The sequence below is a fragment of the Streptomyces sp. IBSBF 3136 genome (genome assembly GCF_036815105.1).
In the GTDB taxonomy this organism is placed as follows: Bacteria; Actinomycetota; Actinomycetes; order Streptomycetales; family Streptomycetaceae; genus Streptomyces.
Map to the genome: position 1 here is coordinate 1 of NZ_JAJSZC010000006.1, position 21,750 is coordinate 21,750.

The following is a 21,750-nucleotide window of genomic DNA, read 5'->3' on the forward strand; positions in this document are numbered from 1 at the left end:
GTCCCGGGCCCTACCCCCAGCAGCCCTACCCCGCCTGGGGCATGCCCCCGATGGGCCCGCCGCCGAAGAAGAGCCGGGTGGGCCTGGTGCTCGGCATCGTGGGCGGAGTCGTCGGACTGCTGGTGCTCGGCGTCGTCGGCCTCGTCCTGATCGGGCTGAAGGTCGAGCACGACTTCCCGGCGGCCGAGAACAAGCTCACCGTGCCGAAGACCCTGCTGGACGGGAAGTACGAACTCACCCAGGACCTCTCCAGCACCGAGGGCCAGAAGATCGAGGACGAGGTCGACGGCGCCTGGGACGCCAAGGTCACCGACTCCGTGGTGGCCCGCTACGGCGTGGGCGGCAGCGACGGCAGGGGCAGCCTGGTGATCTCCGGCCTCTACGGCCGTTTCCAGAACACGGCCGAAGGCCGCGCCAACATGCTCAAGGGAGCCGGCAAGGCCGACGGCGTGACCGTGGTGGAAAAAGCCAAGGACGTCACCCCGTCCGGCACGGACACCACCATCAGCTGCGAGGTCGTCACCGAGAACCACTCCGGTCTGAAGGCCACCTACCCGGTCTGCGCCTGGGCCGACGGCAACACGGCCGCCATGGTCGGCGAGATCGCCCCCAGCGCCCTGACCGCCGGCCCCGCCGACGTCGACCTCGAAGCGGCGGCCCGGCTCACCGCCGAAGTCCGCTCCGAGATGGTCCGGCCGATCGGCTGACCGCCGCCCGCCGGGGGCGCTGCCCAGGGCCTCGGCTCACAGGCCGAGAACCGCCCGCATGACCTCCCTGGCGATCGGCGCCGCGTCCCCGCCGCCGCTGATCTCCCCCCGGTCCGCCGAGGCGTCCTCGACCACCACCGCGACGGCGACCTTCGGCTCCAGGTCGCCGTCGGCCTGCGCCCAGGACACGAACCAGGCGTACGGCACCCCGGCGTTGCCCAGACCGTGCTGCGCCGTACCCGTCTTGCCGCCCACCGTGGCACCGCGGATGGCCGCGTTGGTCCCGGTGCCGTCCCGGACCACGTCGGTCATCAGCTCCCTGAGCCGCACCGCCGTCGACGGGCGCATCACCTGCCGCTCGGGCCGCACCCCGCCGCCCGCGACGGTCTCACCGCCCCGGCGGGTGGTGCGCTCCACCAGGTACGGCGTCCGCAGCCGCCCGTCGTCCGCGACGGCCGCCGCGACCATCGCCATCTGCAACGGCGTCGCCCGGGTGTTGTACTGCCCGATCGAGGACAGCGCAAGCTGCGCCTTGTCCACCCGGGCGTCGAAGGTGCTCGGCGCCACGGCGAACGGGACCCGCAGCCGGGTGTCGTTGAAACCGAACGCCTGGGCGGTGGCCGCCATGTCCGCCACCCCCACGTCCACGCCCAGCTTCGCGAACACCGTGTTGCACGACCACGCGAAGGCGTCCCGCAGCGTGGTGTCCCGGCAGCCGTCGCCCTCGTTGGTCAGCCGCGTGTCGGTCCCCGGCAGCCGGTACGGATCGGGGGAGCGGGTGCGCGCGTCCAGGTCCGTGACCACCCCCGCGTCCAGCGCCGCCGCCGCGGTGACCACCTTGAACGTCGAACCCGGCGGATAGGTCTGCCGCACCGCCCGGTTCAGCATCGGCTTCTCCGGGTCGTGGTTGAGCCGCGCCCACGCCGAGGCCGCAGCCTCGCTGTTGCCCGACAGCTCGGCCGGGTCGTACGACGGCGTCGACACCAGTGCCAGGATGCGGCCCGTGGCCGGCTCGATCGCCGCCACCGCGCCCTTGCGCCCGTGCAGCCCCCGGTACGCCGCCTGCTGCGCCTTCCGGTTCAGCGTCGTCACCACGTTCCCGCCGGGGCTCGCCCGGCGCGTCACGTCGTTCCACAGCGGCAGCGGCGCGAGCATCGGATCGGTGCCGGAGAGCACCCCGTCCTCGGTGTGCTCCAGCAGCGTGGTGCCGTACAGCTGCGAGGCGAACCCGGTGACCGGCGCGTACAACGGGCCGTCCCGGTAGGTGCGTTCGTAGCGCAGCTGCTCCCCGGTGTCCGTGGAGCCGGTGACCGGCTCGCCGCCCACCAGGATGTCGCCGCGGGGCTGCTGGTAACGGGCGATCGTGGGGCGGCGGTTGGCCGGGTTGGCGTCGTAGGAGGACGACTGGACCAGCTGCACCCGGGCCGCGTTGACCAGCAGCGCCACCAGCAGCAGCACGCAGAACGCGCAGGCGTGCCGGATGTACCGCGCCATCGGCCGGCCGTTGCCGTACTCGGTCACGGGGCCTCCTGCCCGTCGTACTGGCTGCGCGCCGAGTCGCTCACCCGGATCAGCAGCGCCACGATCGCCCAGTTGGTGACGACCGAGGAGCCGCCCTGGGCGAGGAACGGCATCGCCATGCCGGTCAGCGGGATCAGGCCGGTGACCCCGCCCGCGATCACGAACACCTGCAACGCCAGGATCGAGGACAGCCCGACCGCGAGCAGCCGCCCGAACGGCTCGCGCAGCGCGAGCCCCGCCCGGTAGCCGCGCTCCACCAGCAGCGCGTAGAGCAGGATGATCGCCGACAGGCCCGCCAGCCCCAGCTCCTCCCCGGCCGTCGCCAGGATGAAGTCGGACTTGGTGGCGAAGCCGATCAGGATGGAGTGCCCGAGTCCGAGTCCGGTGCCGAGCAGCCCGCCCGCGGCGAACGCGAACAGGGACTGGGCGAGTTGGTTGGGCCCCAGCCCGGCCTCGATGGTGGCGAAGGGGTGCAGCCAGTCCTCGATCCGGCCGTTCACGTGCGGCTCAAGCCGGCCCACGGCCACCGCGCCGAGCACCGCGAGCAGCAGCCCCACCGCGATCCAGCCGGTCCGGCCGGTGGCGACGTACAGCAGCACGACGAACTGGCCGAAGAACAGCAGCGAGGTGCCCAGGTCCCGTTCCAGCACCAGCACCCCGACGCTCAGCAGCCAGATCGTCACGATCGGGCCGAGCACCCGGCCGGTGGGGAACTGGATCCGCCACAGCCTGCGGCCCGTGTAGGCGAGCGCGTTGCGGTTGGCCGCCAGGTAGGCGGCGAAGAACACCGCCAGCAGCACCTTCGCGAACTCGCCCGGCTGGATGGAGAATCCGGCGATCCGGATCCAGATGCGGGCACCGTTGACCGCCGGGAACAGGATCGGGAGCAGCAGCAGCGCCAGGGCCGCGACCACGCACACGTACGAGTAGCGCTGGAGCACCCGGTGGTCGCGCAGCACCAGGACCACGGCGATGAACAGGGCCACCCCCAGCGTCGACCACACCAGCTGGGTGGGGGCCGCCCGGTCGCCCGGGGTCTCCAGGTCCAGCCGGTAGATCAGCACCAGTCCGAGACCGTTGAGCAGCACCCCGATCGGCAGCGGCAGCGGATCGGCGTACGGCGCCCGGACGCGGACCGCGACATGGGCGAACAGGGCGAGCACCCCGAGCCCGGCACCGTAGCCGGCGGCCCCGGGCGGCACCGTACCGCTGCGCGCCAGCCCCACCGCGCAGTAGCCGTACACCGACAGCAGCACGGCCAGCACGATCAGGGCGAGCTCGACGCCACGGCGCCGGGGCAGGCGCACGGCGCGGGCACGTTCCCGAGGTGCCGCCACGGCGGTTCCGGCCTTGGTCATGTCCGGAACCTACCGAAATGCCGCAGCCCGACCGGACAGGCGCCCCGGGAAGCACGGAGCACCGCCACGGGCGACGGGCCCGGGGCGCTGAGCCCCGCTACGCGCCCCCGGCCCCCGGCAGCGTCAGTACGGCGACGGCGCCGCCGTCCACCGCGTTGGCGAACGTCAGCCGCGCACCCAGCACCTCGGCCTGCCCGACCGCGATGGTCAGGCCCAGCCCGTGTCCCTTGGCCCCGCCCTCGGTGCGGAACCGCTGCGGTCCGTGCGCCAGCAGGTACCGCGGATACCCGCCGCCGTGGTCCCGCACGGTCACCACGGGCCCGTCCACGGTCAGCACCACCGGCGGGCCCCCGTGCTTGTGCGCGTTGGCCACCAGGTTGCCCAGCACCCGCTCCAGCCGCCGCCGGTCGGTCTCCACCCGGACGTCCCGCACCACCCGCACCTCGGTGTCCGTCCCCGAGGCCCGCACCACCCGGCCCACGAGCGCGCCCAGCTCCTCGGTGTCCGCCTCGAGCCGCTCCCGTCCGGTGTCCAGACGGGAGATCTCCAGCAGGTCCTCGGTGAGCGTCCGCAGCGCCGCAACCCGGTCCCGGACCAGCTCGGTCGGCCGTCCCGGCGGCAGCAGCTCGGCCGCCGCGTGCAGCCCGGTCAGCGGTGTGCGCAGCTCGTGCGCCACGTCCGCGGTGAACCGCTGCTCGCTCAGCAGCTTGCCCTGCAGCGACGCGGCCATCGAGTCCAGCGCGGCCGCCACCACCGCCACCTCGTCCTGCGGACGCGTCGGGTCCTTCGCCCGCGGATCGTTCACCCGCGCGTCCAGATCGCCCGCGCTGATCCGCCGGGCCACCCGCGCCGTGCCGTGCAGCCGTCGCGTCACCCGGGTCACCGCGAACGCGCCGACCAGTACCGTCGCCCCGATCGCCAGTGCCGAGGACCACAGGATCGACCGGTCGAGCCCGGCGATCGTGCGGGACTGCTGCGCGTAGTCGACCTCCACCGCCAGCGCCCGGTGCCCGTCGGCCGGCCCCGCCGCCCACATGATCGGCCGCCCCTGGTCCGAGGTCACCATCGTGCCCCGCGCCCCGGTCAGCGCCAGCGTCCGCAGGCGCGCCGGCAGCCCCCGGGAGTCCACCCCGGCACCCGGCGGCAGCGCGTCCCCCGCCTCGTACGCCTGCGTGGCGTCCTGCAGCCGGGACAGCGCCAGGTCCCGGGCCTGGCCGACGGTCTGGTCGGTCACCGACACGTGCACCAGCACCCCGAGCAGCGCGGCCAGCGCACAGCACATCACCGTGATGAACGCGGCCGTCTTCACCGCGAGCGTCCCCGCCCACCGGGGCAGCGCGAGCCTCACCGGGTGCTCGCCGAGGGGGAGACGCCTGCCCTGGCCGACGCCGCGGGAGAGGCACCGTCGGTGGCCGACGCCGGGGGAGAGGCACCCGGCGTGGCCGACGGGGACGGCGCGTGGCTGTGCCGGCCCCGGCCGGTGCGCAGGAACTCGTCCCGGGAGAACACCATCGCGCGCCGCTCCGGGTCCCAGGTCCAGGTGGTGCGGTACTCGTACCCCGAGATCCCCGCCGCGGAGCGGACGATCACCGCCCGCCCCGCCAGCTCGACCCCGAGGATCGCGTCGTTGTCGGCGAGCACCTGCACCAGCCGGTGCTTCTCCACCGCGTACACCCGCACCGCCGTCTGGTTGGTCGGGTACAGCCGGAAGCCGAGCGTCATGTCGGCCCGGCCGTCCCCGGTCAGATCCCGGTAGTACGCCTTCAGCAGCGGGCAGCGCGCCCGGTTCCCGCCCGGCGCGCACTCCTTCATCCGGTCCACCGTCGCGTGGTACGCCCCCTTCGACCCGTAGTCCGACGGATGCGCGGCGAACTCGGCCCGCACGACGTCCACCGGGTCGACCTTCCGGATGTCGTCACCCGGCACCGCGACTTTCTTGACGGTCTCCGTGCTGCCCTCGTCGTACGCGTACGCCGGACTGGACGCCGGCCGCAGATCGGGCCACAGCCGCGCCGGGCGCACCGCGGTCGGGGTCGTCCCGGCGCCTTCGAGACCGCCCGCGTCCCCACAGGCGGCGGCCGTCACCGACAGCAGGACGACAGCGGCCGCGACGACGGCGGTGCGCACGGGACGACGGGCTGACACGGTGCTCCTGGGGCTGCGCAGGCTGGCTGCGGGCGACGGTCACGGGGGCTCGGACAGGACTGGGGCAGGACTTGGACAGGCCTTGGACGGGGCTCGGGCAGAGTTCGGACACGACTCGGGGCGATCAGGGATCGCGTACACCTTATTCGTACGGAAGTCCCTTTTGCGCACCCGGATCGGTGCTGGGGAGAGGCTACTCGGCCAGTTCCTCCAGCAGTCGGGCGGTGGCCAGTCCCGCCCTCAGGTACTCCACGAACAGTTGGTTGTGCAGGGCCCACGGGGAGCGCCTGGCGCGGATCAGTGCGATCGCCTCCTCGGCCGTCCGGCCCCGCCGCACCAGCGTGTGCGCCACCACGAGGCCCGATCGGTTGTACCCGTGGTAGCAGCGCACCAGCACCGAACGCCCCGCGTCTAGCGCCTCCTGCGCCGCCCGGGCCAGTCGCATCACCCCCGCCAGCTGGGTCCCGTCCAGCGGCCCGTCCGGTATCGGCCACACGTGGTGCTCGGTCCCGGGCCCCGGCCCGTGCCCCGGCAGCCGCAGCAGGCTCTGCACCACGTCGAACTGATCACGCACGACGGCGTACTCCAGCCCTCCCGCACGGCCCCGGAACTCGTGCCCGCCCATCCACAGGCCGGGTTCGATCTCGTTCCACGGGCTGTCCGGAGCAGGTACGCCGGGCTGCTCTCCGCGGGTCCGCAAGGGCGCCTCCCCAAGTCCCCACACCGGGCTGCCTCCAAGGTAACCGGGTTCTTGCCGAGGGAGCACCCCGCCTGTTCCCATGGTCGAGGGGTGATGGCTCATGAGCCGACTGCGCGTGGTGCCGACCTGGCGGCACGGCCGGGAGAGGCTGTACGTCTGCGGCCAGGACGGGGAGAACGTCGCCTGGTACGACCGGGAGACCGGCCGCGTGAACCTGATCGGCGAGGACCGCCGGGACGACGTGCTCGCGGCCCTCAAGCCCTTCCTGGCCGGCCCGGTCACCGTGGGCCCGCCCCCCGTGCCCACACCGGCGGAACTGGCCCGGCTGTCCCTGCACCCGGACGACGACCTCGCGCCCAACCGCCCGGGCGAGGCCCTGCTCGTCACCCTCGAACGCGACCCCGGCCCCACCCACCGGCTCCGCCCCGACCCGCGCCGGCGCGCTCTCACCGCCGAGCAGACGGCCGGCGAGGCCCTCGACCGCCTGGAGGGAGCCGGCTGGCACACCCTGCACTCCGTCCCGCTGCCCGGCGGCGACCGCCTCCACCACCTGCTCATCGGCCCCGGCGGCCTGTTCGCCGTCCATGCCCTGTACACCCGCGGGCGGCGGGTCCGGGTCGCCGACCCCATGGTCACCGTAGGCCGCCGCGAGGCCATGCCGCTGCTGCGCCGCCTGCGCGCCGACGCCGACCGCGCCACCTACGCCCTGACCGCGGAGGTCCACCCGGTGCTGGCCCTCGTCGGCCCGCCGTCCGACGTGACGACCACCCTCCCGCCCCGGGGCGTACGCATCCTCCAGGACCCCGAACTGCCCGCCCTGGCGCGCCTGGGCGGAGTCCTGAAACCGGCGGACGTGGAGGCGCTGCACGCGATGGCCCGGGACCGCAGGACCTGGGAGAGGCTGTGAGCGGCGCGGGCCGCCGCGGCCACCGGTGCCACGGGTGCCCGCCTCAGGGCAACGGCGCCGAACGCCCCGCGTCCAGCAGCGGAGCCAGCAGGTCCCCGTGATCCCGCACCCGGGGCGCGATGTCCCCGGCCAGGAACTCCAGCATCCCCGGCTCCCGGCACCCCTCGACCTCCTCCCACCGCACCGGCGCCGACACCAGCGGAGCCGCCCGGGCCCGCAGCGTGTACGGCGCCGCCGTCGTCTTGCGCGCCGCGTTCTGGCTCCAGTCGACGAACACCTTCCCCGGCCTGAGACTCTTCGTCATCCGGTGCACCACCAGCCGGGGCATCGCCCGCTCGGCCTCCACCGCGAGCTGCTTCGCGTACTCGCTCGTCCGCTCGGACGACGCCCCGCGCACGGCCGCCAGCAGGTGCAGCCCCTTGGACCCGGCCGTCTTGGCGTACGCCTCGATCCCGTCCGCGGCCAGCCGCTCCCGCAGCCACAGGGCGACCTCGCAGCAGTGGACGATCGTCGCCGGCGGCCCCGGGTCCAGGTCGAACACCAGCCGGTCGGCCTCCTCAGGTGACTGCACCAGCCACTGGTGCGTGTGGAACTCGGTCACCATGTTCGCCGCCCAGACCAGGCTCGCCAGGTCCTGCACGACCACCATCCTGGCCGGCCCCTCCGACCGGGGGACCTCGGCGGTGGTGACCCACTCGGGCGTACCCGGCGGCACGTTCTTGGCGAAGAACCGCTGCCCGTCCGGCCCGTCGGGAAAGCGCAGGAAGGACATCGCGCGGTCGCGCAGATGCGGCAGCAGCACGGCGGCGGTGGTCGCGTAGTAGTGCACCAGCTCACCCTTGGTGAAGCCCGTCTCCGGATACAGCACCTTCTCCAGGTTGCTGAGCGCGACCCGTCGCCCGTCCACCTCTGTGATAGGCGTCATAAGATGACAATCCCAGACATCGGCTCCCGTAACACCAGAGACCGAGCGATGCCGGAGACCGGAAAGGAAGGCTGCTGCCCGTGCGATCCATCTGGAACGGCGCCATCTCCTTCGGTCTCGTCAGCATCCCGGTCAAGCTGGTGAACGCCACCGAGAGCCACTCGGTCTCCTTCCGCCAGATCCACGCCGAGGACAACGGCCGCATCCGCTACCGCAAGGTGTGCGAGCTCGACGACCGCGAGGTGAGCACGGCGGAGATCGGCAAGGGGTACGAGGACGCGGACGGCACCGTCATCCCGATCACCGACGAGGACCTCGCCCACCTCCCGATCCCGACCACCCGCACCATCGAGATCGTCGCCTTCGTGCCGGCCGACCGGATCGACCCGCTCCAGATGGGCACGGCCTACTACCTGGCCGTCGGCGCGGCCCCCGCCGCCAAGCCGTACACGCTGCTGCGCGAGGCCCTCAAGCGCGGGAACAAGGTCGCCGTCGCCAAGTACGCGCTGCGCGGCCGTGAGCGCCTCGGCATGCTGCGCGTGGTCGGCGACGCGCTCACGATGCACGGCCTGCTGTGGCCGGACGAGGTGCGCGCCCCCGAGGGCGTGGCCCCGGACGAGAAGGTCACCGTCCGCGCCAAAGAACTCGACCTCGCGGACGCCCTCATGGACACCCTCGGCGACGTCGACCTCGACGACCTGCACGACGACTACCGCGCGGCGCTCGAAGAGGTCATCGCGGCCAAGGCGGCCGGCGAGGCCCTGCCCGAGACCCCCGAGCCCGACACCGGCGGCAAGGTGCTGGACCTGATGGCGGCCCTGGAGAACAGCGTGCGCGCGGCCCGGGCGTCCCGCGGCGACGGCAGGGCACCGGAGAAGAGGGCCGCGGCGAAGGCCCCCGAGAAGAGAGCCCCGGAGAAGAAGACCGGGGAGAAGGGGACTGGGGAGGAGAAGACCCCGGAGAAGAAGGCCACGGGGAAGAAAGCCGCGGAGCGGAAGCCTCCGGCGGGGAAGACGGCGCAGGGGTCCGCGCAGAGGACCGCCGCCCAGAAGGAAGAGCGGAAGAGCGGACGCAAGCCCCCGGCGAAGAAGGCGGCGCCGCGCAAGACCCCGGCCTGAAACCGCCTTCCCTCCCCCGGGACGGGAGGACTCGGGCACGATGAAGGCGTGACTTACGTGGTGACCGTGGCCATGGCCCACCCCAAGGGGGCCCCGGAACTCGACGCGCTCCAGCGCGAGGGCGTCATCTTCTTGCTGCGGAAGGGGTTCGACTCACTCGAAGCGATCGAGGGACCCGACGGCATGGAGATCGAACTGCTGGACGACCTCATCGCCGCAGGTCCCTCGGGAGCCCTGCTCAGGATCTTCGTGGACGCACCGGCACTGGAGTTCGCCGAGGACGCCGCCCGGGAGGTCGTCTCGGAACTCCTGGAGCGGACGGAGGCACTCGCCGACTGGCAGATCACCCGCTGCGGGGTGGAGCTGAACTCCGAACTCCTCCAGGAGAGCCTCGACGCGGCCGACGGCCCCGACGCACCGCCGGCCGACCCGGCGGAACGCGCGCGGCGCCACGCGGCGGCCGACACCGCGACCGGTCCCGACCGGCTCCACCCCGGCGAGGTCGAGGCCATGCGCGCCCGGCTCCGCGCCTTGGCGCCCACCCTGGCGGCCGTCCCCCTGGACGCCTTCGGGCACGGCGACGACCCCGAGGAGCGGACGGTGGGCCGGGAAGCCGCCGAGATCGCGGCCGGCGCCCTGGTGTTCGCCATCGACCTGCTGGTGGACGAACTCTTCACCGACCTCGCCGCCCTGGAGGAGGACGGGCCCACGGTGGCGGAGAGCGACGCCGCCTTCATGCTCCTGGACGACCTGCCCCCGCAGTTCGCCGACGAGTACACCGTCCTGTTCGCCCGCCGCCTCACCGTCACCGCCGTGACCCTGACGGGCCGCCTCGCCCAGCCCCGCCCGGTGCGCCCGTCCTGTGTGGCCGAGGAGATCCTGCTGCGCCTGCTGATCACCCAGGCCGAGGTGACGGCCGACCTCTACGACCTCCTCACCGACGAGGTCGCCACGGCCCTGGAGACGTGCGCGGAGGGCCTCGGCGCCGACCCCGACGCCGATGCCACGGACCAGGCACCGCTGGGAGTCGAGGACTGGTTCACCCCCTTCGACGACGACGGGGACGCCGGCTTCGTACACCCGTACGCGGCACACGACGACGAGGAGTCGCTGCAGGGGCCGACCGCCCGCTGACGGGCGCCGCCCGTTCCCTGCGTTCCCTGCGTTCCCGAGTGTCCGCCTGCCCACCTGCCCGCCTGTCCGCCGGAGGCCCCCCGGCCGGGCGTACGTGGCCTGCGTGCCCAGGGAGACTTACGTAGCCTGAGGGTGCTCGGGGCGACAGCGGAGGTCTGCAGCGGAGGTCTGCCATGCCCCGGACCATCTGGTCAGGAGCCATTTCGTTCGGCCTGGTCACCGTGCCGATCCACGTGGTCGGCGCGACCGAGGACCACAGCATCCACTTCCACCAGTACCACCTGGAGGACATGGGCCGCGTGCGGTATCGCAAGGTGTGCGAGCTGGAGGGCCGCGAGGTCGCGCAGGACGAGATCGGCAAGGGCTACGAGCTGACGAAGACACAGGTCATCCCCATCACGGACGAGGACCTGAGCAACCTGCCGCTGCCCACCGCGAAGGCGATCGAGATCGACGCGTTCGTACCGCTGGCGTCGATCGACCCGATCAGGATCGCCGAGGGCTACTACCTCCAGCCGGCCGGCCAGGTCGCCGCCAAGCCGTACAAGCTGCTCGTCCAGGCCCTCGGCCGCTCCAGCAAGGTGGCCGTCGCGAAGTACGCGTGGAGCGGCCGGGAACGGCTCGGCCTGCTGCGCGTGCGCGACGACGTCCTGGTGCTGCACGCGATGCGCTGGCCGGACGAGGTCCGCGATCCCGCCGAACTGCTCCCGCCCCCGGTCGAGGTGACCGACGAGGAGATCGAGGGCGCGCTCGCCCTCATGGACACCATGACCACCGACTCCCTGGAAGGGCCCGAGTTCCAGGACCAGTACACCGAGGCCCTCGCACAGATCATCGAGGCGAAACGCGAGGAGAAGCCGCTCCCGGAGGCGCCCGAGCCGGAGCAGCCCGCCCAGGTGCTCGACCTCATGGCCGCGCTGAACGCCTCCGTCCAGCAGGCCAGGGCGTCCCGCGGCGAGCGGCGGGAACCGGCCGAGGTGCACGAGCTGCCGCGGCCGAAGAGAAAGACGACGGCGAAGAAGGAGCCGGCGGCGAAGAAGGAGCCGGCCGCGAAGAGGACGGCGTCCAAGAAGACGACGCAGAAGAAGGCGGCGACGGCGGGGAAGCAGCCGACGACGGCGAAGAAGACGGCGCCCCGGAAGCCGAGAAGCGCCTGAGGGGCACGGCCGCCCCACAGCCCGTGAGGCGGAAGCACCACGGCCGCCGCACCGGGACGGTACGGCGGCCGTGGGCCGGAACGCTTGCGCAGGCGGCGGACAGCCGGCGGTCAGCCCTTGACGCGATCGCTGTCGAGCACGGCCTCGTTGTCACGCTGCGTCGGGATGACCGGGAGGGTGCGCACGGCCATGCCCGCCCGGTGCTCGTCGGCCTTGGCGCACAGCGCGCGGGACGCGTCGTTGAAGCGGACGACGGACGGCGGGTCGGACGGGCCCAGCAGGTGCAGCTTGAGCTCGGTGCGGTCCGCGGCGTAGGTGTCCTTCTCCGGGTGGCGCACGGACTCCAGCAGGGCCGGCACCCCGGAGGCGTCCGGCGTGAGGACGGCACCCGCGCGGACCGTCGGGAAGGTCTCCCGGAAGTCACGCTCGGGAAGACCGCTGGTGTTGGCGACGGCGTAGGGCTTCTCGCTCGCCAGGTAGTCCGAGATCACGCTGGAGACGTCGCTGATCAGCAGGTCGGCCACGTTGAAGCAGGCGTAGACGGTGGGACCGGCCCCGACGACGATCTGGTGCTCCCACACGGGGAACGAGGCCCAGTAGGCGGCCTCCCAGGCGGCGGTCGCGGCGGCCACGGCGTCGGCACGGCCCGGCTCCGGGGCGGACTGGAGCAGCATCCGCTCCGCGTCGTCGGCGCCCGCCCGGTAGGAGGACGAGGTCAGCCGGCCGAGCTCGGCGGTGCGGGCGGCCAGGTCTGCGGCGGCGGTGGGCGCGGGCCGCTCCTGGGCGTGCTGCGCGGCACGGGCGGTGTTCGCGGCGCGGATCATGTCCTGGATGCGGACGTTCGCGGCGCCCGCACGGGGGTCGACCGAGCCGGTCAGCGGGTGCGGCTTGTACAGCAGCCGGACCTTGGGGTCGGCGAGGAGGGCGCGGACGATGTTCTCGCCGGCCTCGACGACGGAGGTGTTGCCGGGGTTGCCGTCCCAGCCCTCCCAAGTGGGGGCGTAGAGGACGGTGGTGTACTCGCCCGTGGGCGCACCGGCGTACGGCTCGATGGCGTGGAGCTGCGGGCGCCCGATCTCCACGACGTCGCGGTTGTCGACGCCGACGTTGGCGAGGGCGTACCGCTCGCGCGCCGCGGGACCGGCCACCCAGACCTCGTCGTAGGCCTTGGCGTACGGGTTGCAGCTGGACAGCTTGTCGCTCTCGCCGTGGTTGACGAAGGCGTGCTTGATCGTGGGGATCCGCAGGACCTGCGAGGTCTTGCCCGAGTTCGACGGGTGGATCAGCATCTTGAGCGTGGACTGCTCCAGGCGCATCAGGTCGGCGACCTTCGGCAGGCAGACGATCGGGATGTCGGTGGAGGCGATCCGCTTCACCATGAAGCGCTCGCGCAGCACGATCAGCGGACGGCCCTCGAGACGGGCCAGCGGCTCCAGCCACATGTTGGCCTGGTAGGCGGAGCTGGTGCCGCCGGAGAAGTACATGCCGACGGTCGGCTGGTACTCGGCGAGCCAGGACTCGAACCACTCCAGCGTCTCTTCGCTCGTTGCGGGCCGGCGGGACGGCAGCAGCCGTACCAGCAGCATGACGACGGCCACGGCCGCAAGGACGGCGGACAGGGCGATGCCGGCGGCGGCCAGCCGGGCCGAGCCGGTCGCGGCGGCGGCCAGCAGGCCGACCGTCGAGGGCAGACCGAACATGAGCAGCCGCTGTCCGGCACGCTGCATGACCAGCGCCGGGGGAGCGGGGCTCAGCCGCAGGGCCGAGGCGTCGACGTTGCGGGTCAGCACCGGAAGGGTGCGGGTACGGCGCACGACTATCGCCAGCGCCTGGCAGGCGAAGTGCAGACCGTAGAAGACGAGCAGGCCGCAGACGAGGGCCAGGTAGCGCGTCTCGTAGTCCTGCTCCTCGAGCCGGAGCAGGCCGGCCACCATCAGCAGGTCACGGATGACCTGACGCACGGTCACGGTGGCGTGCAGCTTGCCGATACTGCTGGCGAGGCCGCGCTGCCACCGGTGCAGGGCTATGTCGGCCACGAGCCCGACGGCGAAGGACGCCATGAGCAGTGGGACGCTCGGGAGGAAGGCCCCGGCAGCCAGACCGGCGAACGACAGGGCGAGCACCGTGGGGAGAAGGAGACGTGCCGCGGCGGTACGCAACCGAGCGGACAAGGGCGATGCTGACAACTTCGCGGGCTCCAGGCAACTCGACATCCCCGGGCACGGGCTTGCTGACTGGCCCGATCAAGGCCGAGCCCGGAAGCCGATACGTACGGATGTTCTTTTCTTGAAGTTAGTGGTGGGACTTTACCTGCGCGGCGCCATCTTCGGCAGAGGGAGGGCGGGAGCGGGACGTCACACCGCCCTGTATCAGCCGCACCGATGACGACTGTACCGACCGGGACATGACACGTCGATGGGGACGATGGGGAGATTGTCAGATTGCGGGATGATTTACACCTTCTGTCGAAGGCTGGATCGTGACAACGAGATTGACGAGGAACGAACAGGTGGAGGAGGACGAGTGAGGCCGGCTGGAGCGGCCAGGGGAAGCGACGGCCCGTGACGACTCCTGTCCGCCGGCTCTTCCTCGCTGCCATGGCACCCAGACGATCAGCAGAGAGGGAAGGCCGCAGGCGCGGACTCGGACGGGAAAGGATGCGCCGCCTCACCGAGGTGCGAGGTGACCGGTTCGCGCGAAAGCCGTTCCGTTCCTTCGGGGCGTTGGTGCCGCAGGTCTTGAGGTGCCCGGCGCCGCCACACCTGGCGGCCAGGGGGCGGCATTGACCGCCGGCAACGGGGCGACGTCGGCTGCGGACCCGGCCCGCGAGCACGCGCCTTGTAGCCATGTGCTATGTGCGAAAATGAACGTACGGCACATGGTGCTGAAGGCAAGCGAGAGGAGTGCCTCATGATCGCCAAGCTGCTCGCCAAGTTGTCTTTCACCCGCAACTACGGTGCGTACGGTGCCCACGACTGGGGCACGCACACCGGCGACGACAGGGTGTGATCACACGGTCGGCGGGCGCCTCCGGTTCCCGCCGGCTCCTGGCCACGCTGCGGACGATATCGGCCTGAGTGGTACGAGAAGTCAGGGGCGATCCCGTGGGCCGAGTGAATGAGCCGCCGCGGTTGCCCGGAGGCAGCTTCGCGGCCTGGAGTCGTGACCGGCTGGCACTGGCGCGCCGTGGCGCTGCCGAGTGCGGGGACGTCTGGCAACTGGAGCCGGGTGTCTACGTAGCCGCTACGGCCGAGGTGTGTGAAGCGGTCCTGCGTCGCGCGCAGGACTTCCCCAAGCCGTCCTCGCCCCTCTTCCCGCCGTTGAAGCGGGCCGGCGGAGTGCCGATGCCCGAGGAACGGGCGCACGCTCGCGCCGCCCGCATGCGCGGACTGCGCCCGCAGGCGGTTGCGGCCCGGATCGGTGAGATCGCGCCCGGGACCGCTCGGTTCGCCGATCAGTGGCCCACGGGCCGTGTGGTCGAGATTCTGCCCCTGGTCCGGCCCGTCCTGGCGGAGATCGGTGTGCGCTACCTGTTCTCCGAAGACGCTCCCGCCCTGCTGCCCTTCGCCTGGCAGCTCTTCGTGGCCCGGGAGGTGCTCGTACGCCCCTCGCGCTGGGTGTGGCCGCGCTGGGTCCCCACACCGGCACGGCGGTTCCGCACACGGCGGCAAGTCGCCTTCACCAACGCTGTCCGGTCCATCGTCCGCCGGCGCCGTTCGTCGGGCCGGCTCGGTGACGACGTGCTGGGACAGATGCTCCGGCCCTCCGCCCGCTACGGTCCGCTGTCGGAAGAAGTCATCCTCGACACCCTTCCCGGAATCACCGTCGCCACCTTCGAGACACCCTCCCGGGCAGCCGGATGGATCCTGCTCCACCTGGCCCGATACGCCCAGGCCGCGGACCGCGTCGCGGCCGAAGCCGCTCTGCTGCCCGCCGACCCGGCCACGACGACCAGCACTCACCTCGACAACCTGCAGTACACCCAGGCGGTGGTGCGCGAAGTGCTCCGGCTGCACCCCCCGAGCTGGCTGCTCACCCGGCGCGCCCCGCGACAGACTCAGCTCGCCCACTACACCGTCGACGCCGGATCCACCGTTCTCGTCTGCCCCTACACCGCCCACCGCGATGCACGGGAACACCCCGAACCGGACCGGTTCCGGCCCGAACGCTGGCTCGACGATTCGGGCTCGTCGGCGAAGCCCGGGGTCTTCCTCGGCTTTGGTACCGGGCCGCACGGCTGCGAGGGAGCCGCTCTGGCCATGGCCATGCTCACGCTCATGACCGCGCAGACAGCCCGCCGCTACCACTTGAGCGAGCCGCCCGGCGCGGAACCCGGCTACCGGGTCACCACCTTCGAAGGTCTCGCAACCGTCGGCCTGCACCTGCGTGCCACTTTGCGTGGCTGAGGGCAGTCCTGCTTTCGGTGGCTGGCCGCCTCCACCCGCGAACAACGAACGTCGATCAAGTCCGAGTGCCGTTCCACACGCGCTCGGATCACCGGCTCATGGTTCGCTCATCGTGTGTCGCCGGTCGAACTCGTTGACGAGCATGCCCATCATGACGAGGTCGTGGTGCCTGCCGGCGAGGAATACGTGTTCCCGCAAGCGCCCCTCCTCGGTGAAGCCGAGCCCACGGAAAAGTGCCAGTGATGCCTCGTTGTGGGCCAAAACCGCCGCCAGGCATTTGTGATAGCGCCGCTCGGCGAACATGAAGCGCAGCAGCAGCACCACGGCTTCCGTCGCGTAGCCCTGGCGCCGGTGGCCGGCGCTGATGGTGATATCGAACTCGAACCAGCCTGAGCGAGGGCCGGTGCGATGGGAGCCGACTGTACCGACCAGCTCTCCCGTGGCCGTCGCTTCGACCGCCAACCGGAAGCGGTCGTCCTCGCACTCGGCAACGGCCTGCTCCTTCGCCCAGGCACGGTAGCTCTCGGCAGACCTCGGCAGATCCAGCCGGCCCCCTCGCGGCCCGTCATCGTCGGCGAAACGCGCGAACGCCGGCCAGTCGTCGGGCTCGACAGCACGCAGGCGTACCCGATTACCGGTCCAGGACGATGCCATGCCCTATTTGATCACGCCGGGCCATCGGATTCGCCGGTATCGGGGCCGCTGTTACGCTGGTTTTGTGACGGTTTTCCGGCGTACCGTGCCACATGTTTGCGTCGGAACGGCAATCAAAAAAAGCGCCGCTTGCGTAACCGCGCCGCTTGCGTAACCGAAATGCAGCCGCACCAGGGATACGACCCTAGTGAGGCGCCGATCGCCTGAGCCGCGGTATTCAATTTTTTCTTGGTGACCCGACGAGCGCGGTGCACCCTCTCGCGCCTCGCGGGGGCGGGCAGCGGCCGGAAATCCTTGCGCGGCCGAAGTGGCGCCGACTTGAGGATTTGCAGCTCCCACTCCCTGTGGAGGTCGGGGTGAAGGTTGGCGTTGATCTTTCCCGATGTGCGGGGCATGCGCGGTGCGCGTTCCTGGCTCCGCAGGCGTTCCGTATGCACGGTGAGGAAGCGCTCATGTACGACCCGAACCCGGACGACGCCTGGCGCGGCCAAGTGCTACGCGCCGCGGCGGCCTGCCCGGTTCAGCCGATCCTGGTCGACCGGCCGGAGGCGCGGCACGCACCGGCAGAGGCGTCACCGTCGTGACCGGTGCCGACAACCTGCGTGCGTTCAGGCGCGATGGCCGCATCGTGGTCGTCGGGGCTTCCCTGGCGGGGCTGCGGGCTGCCGAGGCGCTGCGAGACGAGGGTTTCACCGGATCGTTGACCATGATCGGTGACGAGCTGGGCGAGCCCTACGACCGGCCTCCCCTGTCCAAGCAAGTACTGACAGGGTGGGTGCCGGCCGGGGGCACCACATTGCCCCGCCGTCGTGACATCGATGCGGAGTGGCTGCGGGGCGTGCCCGCCGGCGGGCTGGACCTCGCGACGAACCACGTGCGTCTCGCCGACGGACGCCAGGTTCCCTTCGACCGGGTGCTGATCTCCACCGGGGTACGGGCCCGGCCGTGGTTCGTCGAGTCCGAGGCGGCCCTGGACGGAGTGTTCGTCCTACGTACACGCGAGCATGCCGAAAGCCTGCGGCGAGCCCTCGCCGCCGGGCCCTCCCGCGTGCTGGTCATCGGTGCGGGATTCACCGGCTCCGAGATCGCCTCCGTCTGCCGCGAGCGGGACATCCCGGTCACCGTCGCCGAACTCGCGCCGGCCCCGCTGGTCGGGGCGCTCGGCGCCATGATCGGCGAGGTCGCGGCCGACATGCAGCGCGCTCACGGTGTCGACCTGCGGTGCGGTGCCAAAGTCGCCCGGCTGGAGGGCGACGCGCAGGGACGGTTTCGCCGTGCTCACTTCGACGACGGCAGCACGGTCGACGCCGATGTGGCGGTGGTGGCACTCGGGAGCATCCGCAACACCGAGTGGCTGCGGGAGTCGGGACTGGCGGCGGGCGTATGGGGAATCACCTGCGACACGGGCTGCCGCGCCCTCGACATCAACGGCCGCGTCACCGACGACGTCTTCGCCGCGGGAGACGTGGCACGTTGCCCGAACCCCATCTACGAAAACCGGCTCATCTCGATGGAGCATTGGACCAACTCCGTCGAGCAGGCAGAGGTCGCGGCACACAACATGGTCAGCGCCCCGGAGGACCGCCGGCCCCACCTGTCCATCCCGTTGTTCTGGTCGATCCAGTTCGGCCTCAACATCAAGTCCGTCGGCGTGCCGACCTTCGCCGACGAGGTGGCCGTCACCCAGGGATCGCTGGACGACCACCGCTTCGTCACCGCATACGGCTACCGGGGCCGCGTCACGGCCGCCGTGAGCTTCAACAATGCCAATTGGCTGAACCACTACCGACGGTTGATCGAGACGGCCGCACCCTTCCCGCCCCCCTGCCCCACGCCGGACCGGCCGGCCGACATGAAACCGGTTCCCGTCGACCTCCCCGGCCCCACCCTGCTCGCTCAGGGCGCCACCGTGGTCGTCACCGGCCATGACCCGGGTGAGCGCCGCGTCACGGCCGTGCACCAGCATCGACAGGCGGAAGGCCGGACGACCACGACCGAGACGCCCGGCACACTGCAACGGATCTTCGACTACTCCGCCCGGGCCGACCCGTACCCGCTGTATGCCGAGTTGCGCGAGACGCCGGTGGCTCGGCAGGAGGACGGCAGCTACGTCATCAGTACCTATCGTGAGATCGCGGACACGCTGAACGACCCGCACCTGAGCTCCGACCTGCGCAATCTGTCGCATCCGCTACCCCCGGTCGAGGGAGGGGCCACGTCGTCGTTCATCCACATGGACCCGCCCGAGCACGATCGCCTGCGGCGCATGGCGATGCGCCACTTCGGCCCCCCGCACACCCCGGGGCTGGTGACCGGCATGGAAGGCGACCTGACCGCCACCGTCGGCAGCCTGATCGACGACTTCGCGAGCAAGGAGCAAATCGACGTCGTCGACGATTTCGCCTTCCCGCTCCCCGTAACCGTGACCTGTCAGTTGCTCGGCGTGCCACGCGAGGACGAACCGAGGTTCCACGGCTGGGTGCACGACATCATGAACTCGGTCGACTACAACCCCGAGACCGACCCGAAGGAGAAACGGGACAAGGGCGTACAGGCCCGCGAGGACTTGCGCCAGCGCCTCGGCGAACTGGTGGAACAGCGCCACGGCCCGCCGGGCGACGGCCTGTTGGGCCGGCTGGCCAACGACGACGGGCCCGACGGCCGGATGGCCGACGCCGACATCGTCGCCACCGCCAGACTGCTGCTCATCGCCGGCCACGAGACCACCGTCAACCTCATCACCAACGGCATGCTGACGCTGCTGCGCCACCCGCGGCTACTGCAGCGACTGCGCGACGAACCGAACCTCGTCGTGCCGCTGGTCGAGGAACTGCTGCGCTACGAGCCCCCCGTGCACATCATTCCCTGGCGGGTGGCGTACAGCGACGTCACCGTCGCCGACACCGTCATCCCCCGGGGCTCGCAGATCATGCTCATGCTGGCCTCAGGCAGCCGCGATCCGAAGCGCTTCCACGATCCGGACCGCTTCGACCCGGATCGGCATGACAACCAGCACCTGGGATTCGGCAGCGGCATCCACCTGTGTTTCGGCGGCCCGCTGGCCCGGCGGGAAACCCAGATCGCGCTGACCGAGTTGGTACGCCGGCTCGACCACCCCAGGCTGGTCGCCGACCCGCCGCCGTACCGGCCCAGCCCCGTTCTTCGGGGTCCGATCCATCTGGACATCGAGCAGGGTGACGGTTGATACGGCAGCCGAGGGCAGTTGAAAGGTCGCGCCGCGGCCGGCCCGGCCGGCCGGCTCGGCATTCGAAAGCAACTCGCCACCCTCCTCAGCTTTCATCCCGTCCACCGTCTGAGCGCCACGGTCCCTCCACAGAGCCGTGGAGCCGACCGCCCCAGCCACAGACGTCTGGGCCTTGGAACCCCCCTCAGGCCAGCCTTTCCAGGCCGAGCTTCGCCAGCCCGCGACCGAATAGCGCTGTCTTGTCTGGGTTGATGCTTGACGTCGTGGCTTCAACGGCTGCCGCGGAGCTGATCTCGATCGTGGCCCACGCCTCAGATATGGAGGAGGGGCCTCAGTTGCAGGTGCCGCTGCCGGAGTCGCTGTACTGCAGCGCCGTGGAGTCGAAGCCGGGGCCGGGCAGGGCGGGCTTGTAGTCCCAGCTGTAGCTGTTGGACTTGAGGGTGAGCTTCATGACGCCGAAGGCGCCGGCCTGGGCGGTGACCACGTTGGGGTTGTCGTAGTTGCCGGGCGAGCCGGCGAGGGTGTCGAGGCCCTCGCCGCCGGAGCCGACGATGAACTCCGGGATGCCGTGAGCCGGGTCGTACTGGCCGGCCGGGTCCATCGGGCGCAGCCGGGCGTACGCGTGCTCATGACCGTTGAGGATGAGCGTGGCGTGGTGCTGGTACAGGAGCTTCCACCAAGCGTCGGTCGCTGCGCCCTCGACGCCGCCGGCGCCCGGCGCGGACGCGGGCACCGTGGCGGTCGACGCCGTCGTGGCACTGAAGGTCGCCTGGTGCCAGTACGCGATGGTGCACTGACGCTTGTTGGCGGCCAGGTCGTTCGAGAGCCACTGGGTCTCCTGGCCGAGGAGGCCGCTGTCCGTCGTGGAGCAGTCGTGTTCGAACGCGTCCGAGTTGCACTCGGCGTTGAGCGAGATGATGTGCCAGTTGCCGAGGTTGTAGGAGTACCACCCCTGCTTGTCGGCGGTGTCGTCGCCGGCCTGGCCCTGGGTCTCCGGCGTGCCGGCCTCGTCGTGGCCGTTGAAGTAGCCGAAGTATCCGGCACCGTTCTGCCCGGCTTCGTTGTCGCCCTTCTTGGTATACGGGTAGTACTCGTGGTTGCCCGGCGCCGGACGTTCGAGCATCTTCAGGCCGCCCCATGCCTGCTCGAAGGACTTCTCGAAGTCGCTCAGCTTGCCGACCTGGTACTGCTCGTCGCCCAGCAGAGCCACGGCATCGGGGTGCATGCCCGTGGCCTGCTTGGCGGTGGCGAACTCGGCGCTCATGCCGCCCAGGGTGGGGCTGCCGCACTTGAGCGACGCCGGGGTGGCGGCGTTCTCCGCGTCGTCGGGCTCGCAGGCGATGTCGCCGACAGCCGCGAGGGTGTACGAGGCCGCGCTGTGGTGGGCGTAGGGCCAGTCGTTGTCGCTCTGGTTCGCGGCGGCCACGGCGGTGCCGGTGACGGCCAGGACGGCCAGGCCGACAGTTGCGGAGGAGAGCTTGGTGACGCGTCTCATGTGCGGTGTCCTTCCACGGCGGGAGTAGCCAACGCACGTTAGGCAGCCGATCTGTCAGTTGACACAAACACGTCCCAACGGTTCGGTGAACTCCGTTCGTGGCAGGTGCTCGTTCCGACGCGCCTCGGGGCTCCGGCACCTTCTCGGCTCCCAGAAGGCCCAGCTGCTGTTCGCCGACGAAACCGCACACTCTGCGACACGAAGCCCCTCGAGGCCGTCAAGAAGATCACCGGTGGCCCGCCCCCGCGATGCAAATGCTCGTCAATCCGCCCAGGCCCGCCGGCACACGGTGAACGCGTCCTACCTTGTCGCCCTCGT

Annotated in this window: 16 protein-coding genes and 2 pseudogenes; 9 read left to right on the forward strand and 9 right to left on the reverse strand. The window is 71.4% G+C overall.

Features of this window, described 5'->3' with window-relative positions:
• A partial coding sequence (locus tag V7E45_RS02320) for a hypothetical protein (RefSeq protein ID WP_333772343.1) occupies positions 1-707 on the forward strand: 707 nt, incomplete at its 5' end.
• Between the two features lie 36 nt (positions 708-743).
• Here the strand turns inward: V7E45_RS02320 and V7E45_RS02325 are convergent.
• From V7E45_RS02325 to V7E45_RS02345, 5 genes are all read right to left on the reverse strand, one after another.
• Positions 744-2,201, reverse strand: coding sequence for a penicillin-binding transpeptidase domain-containing protein (locus V7E45_RS02325; RefSeq protein ID WP_333772400.1), 1,458 nt, complete (start codon positions 2,199-2,201; stop codon positions 744-746).
• A 23-nt stretch (positions 2,202-2,224) separates the two neighbouring features.
• Entirely contained in the window at positions 2,225-3,586 is a 1,362-nt protein-coding gene (locus V7E45_RS02330; RefSeq protein WP_333772344.1) for an FtsW/RodA/SpoVE family cell cycle protein, read from the reverse strand.
• A 97-nt stretch (positions 3,587-3,683) separates the two neighbouring features.
• Positions 3,684-4,934, reverse strand: a complete 1,251-nt coding sequence (locus V7E45_RS02335) for an ATP-binding protein (protein WP_443055907.1) — start codon at positions 4,932-4,934, stop codon at positions 3,684-3,686.
• Positions 4,931-5,731, reverse strand: coding sequence for a hypothetical protein (locus V7E45_RS02340; RefSeq protein ID WP_333772345.1), 801 nt, complete (start codon positions 5,729-5,731; stop codon positions 4,931-4,933). Before V7E45_RS02340 ends, V7E45_RS02335 begins: the two co-directional genes overlap by 4 nt.
• Positions 5,732-5,924: 193 nt before the next feature.
• Positions 5,925-6,431, reverse strand: coding sequence for a protein-tyrosine phosphatase family protein (locus V7E45_RS02345; protein ID WP_333772346.1), 507 nt, complete (start codon positions 6,429-6,431; stop codon positions 5,925-5,927).
• A gap of 100 nt (positions 6,432-6,531) precedes the next feature.
• Between V7E45_RS02345 and V7E45_RS02350 the strand changes: the two genes are divergently transcribed.
• On the forward strand, positions 6,532-7,338 hold the full coding sequence (locus V7E45_RS02350; protein WP_333772349.1) for a nuclease-related domain-containing protein: 807 nt from the start codon (positions 6,532-6,534) through the stop codon (positions 7,336-7,338).
• Between the two features lie 43 nt (positions 7,339-7,381).
• On the opposite strand, the gene ligD is transcribed toward V7E45_RS02350, so the two are convergent.
• Positions 7,382-8,263, reverse strand: a complete 882-nt coding sequence (ligD, locus tag V7E45_RS02355; protein ID WP_333772350.1) for a non-homologous end-joining DNA ligase — start codon at positions 8,261-8,263, stop codon at positions 7,382-7,384.
• Positions 8,264-8,343: 80 nt separating this feature from the next.
• On the opposite strand from ligD, the gene ku (V7E45_RS02360) reads away from it, so the two are divergent.
• The 3 genes from ku (V7E45_RS02360) (at position 8,344) to ku (V7E45_RS02370) (ending at position 11,672) form a co-directional block, all read left to right on the forward strand.
• On the forward strand, positions 8,344-9,381 hold the full coding sequence (ku, locus tag V7E45_RS02360; protein WP_333772351.1) for a non-homologous end joining protein Ku: 1,038 nt from the start codon (positions 8,344-8,346) through the stop codon (positions 9,379-9,381).
• Between the two features lie 48 nt (positions 9,382-9,429).
• Positions 9,430-10,515: a hypothetical protein gene (locus tag V7E45_RS02365; RefSeq protein ID WP_333772352.1), complete on the forward strand. Its 1,086-nt coding sequence runs from the start codon at positions 9,430-9,432 to the stop codon at positions 10,513-10,515.
• Between the two features lie 173 nt (positions 10,516-10,688).
• The gene (gene ku, locus V7E45_RS02370; RefSeq protein WP_333772353.1) at positions 10,689-11,672 is read left to right on the forward strand and encodes a non-homologous end joining protein Ku; all 984 of its coding nucleotides are present in this window, start codon (positions 10,689-10,691) and stop codon (positions 11,670-11,672) included.
• A gap of 110 nt (positions 11,673-11,782) precedes the next feature.
• Here the strand turns inward: ku (V7E45_RS02370) and V7E45_RS02375 are convergent, their stop codons facing one another.
• Positions 11,783-13,885 carry a hypothetical protein gene (locus V7E45_RS02375; RefSeq protein WP_443055908.1) on the reverse strand — a complete coding sequence of 701 codons (2,103 nt, stop codon included), beginning with the start codon at positions 13,883-13,885 and terminating at the stop codon, positions 11,783-11,785.
• A 918-nt stretch (positions 13,886-14,803) separates the two neighbouring features.
• Between V7E45_RS02375 and V7E45_RS02380 the strand changes: the two genes are divergently transcribed.
• Positions 14,804-16,078: a cytochrome P450 gene (locus tag V7E45_RS02380; protein WP_333772355.1), complete on the forward strand. Its 1,275-nt coding sequence runs from the start codon at positions 14,804-14,806 to the stop codon at positions 16,076-16,078.
• Between the two features lie 96 nt (positions 16,079-16,174).
• Here the strand turns inward: V7E45_RS02380 and V7E45_RS02385 are convergent, their stop codons facing one another.
• Entirely contained in the window at positions 16,175-16,732 is a 558-nt protein-coding gene (locus tag V7E45_RS02385) for a GNAT family N-acetyltransferase (protein ID WP_333772356.1), read from the reverse strand.
• 356 nt (positions 16,733-17,088) lie between these two features.
• Between V7E45_RS02385 and V7E45_RS02390 the strand changes: the two genes are divergently transcribed.
• The 3 genes and pseudogenes from V7E45_RS02390 to V7E45_RS02400 form a co-directional block, all read left to right on the forward strand.
• Positions 17,089-17,316 carry a ferredoxin gene (locus V7E45_RS02390; RefSeq protein WP_333772402.1) on the forward strand — a complete coding sequence of 76 codons (228 nt, stop codon included), beginning with the start codon at positions 17,089-17,091 and terminating at the stop codon, positions 17,314-17,316.
• A pseudogene (locus V7E45_RS02395) lies at positions 17,313-18,683 on the forward strand (NAD(P)/FAD-dependent oxidoreductase); the annotation flags it as partial. The gene V7E45_RS02390 and the pseudogene V7E45_RS02395, both read left to right, overlap by 4 nt.
• 285 nt (positions 18,684-18,968) lie before the next feature.
• Positions 18,969-19,937, forward strand: a pseudogene (locus V7E45_RS02400) (cytochrome P450); the annotation flags it as partial.
• A gap of 331 nt (positions 19,938-20,268) precedes the next feature.
• Here the strand turns inward: V7E45_RS02400 and V7E45_RS02405 are convergent.
• Positions 20,269-21,432, reverse strand: a complete 1,164-nt coding sequence (locus V7E45_RS02405; RefSeq protein WP_333772357.1) for a metallophosphoesterase family protein — start codon at positions 21,430-21,432, stop codon at positions 20,269-20,271.
• Positions 21,433-21,750 lie beyond the last annotated feature (318 nt).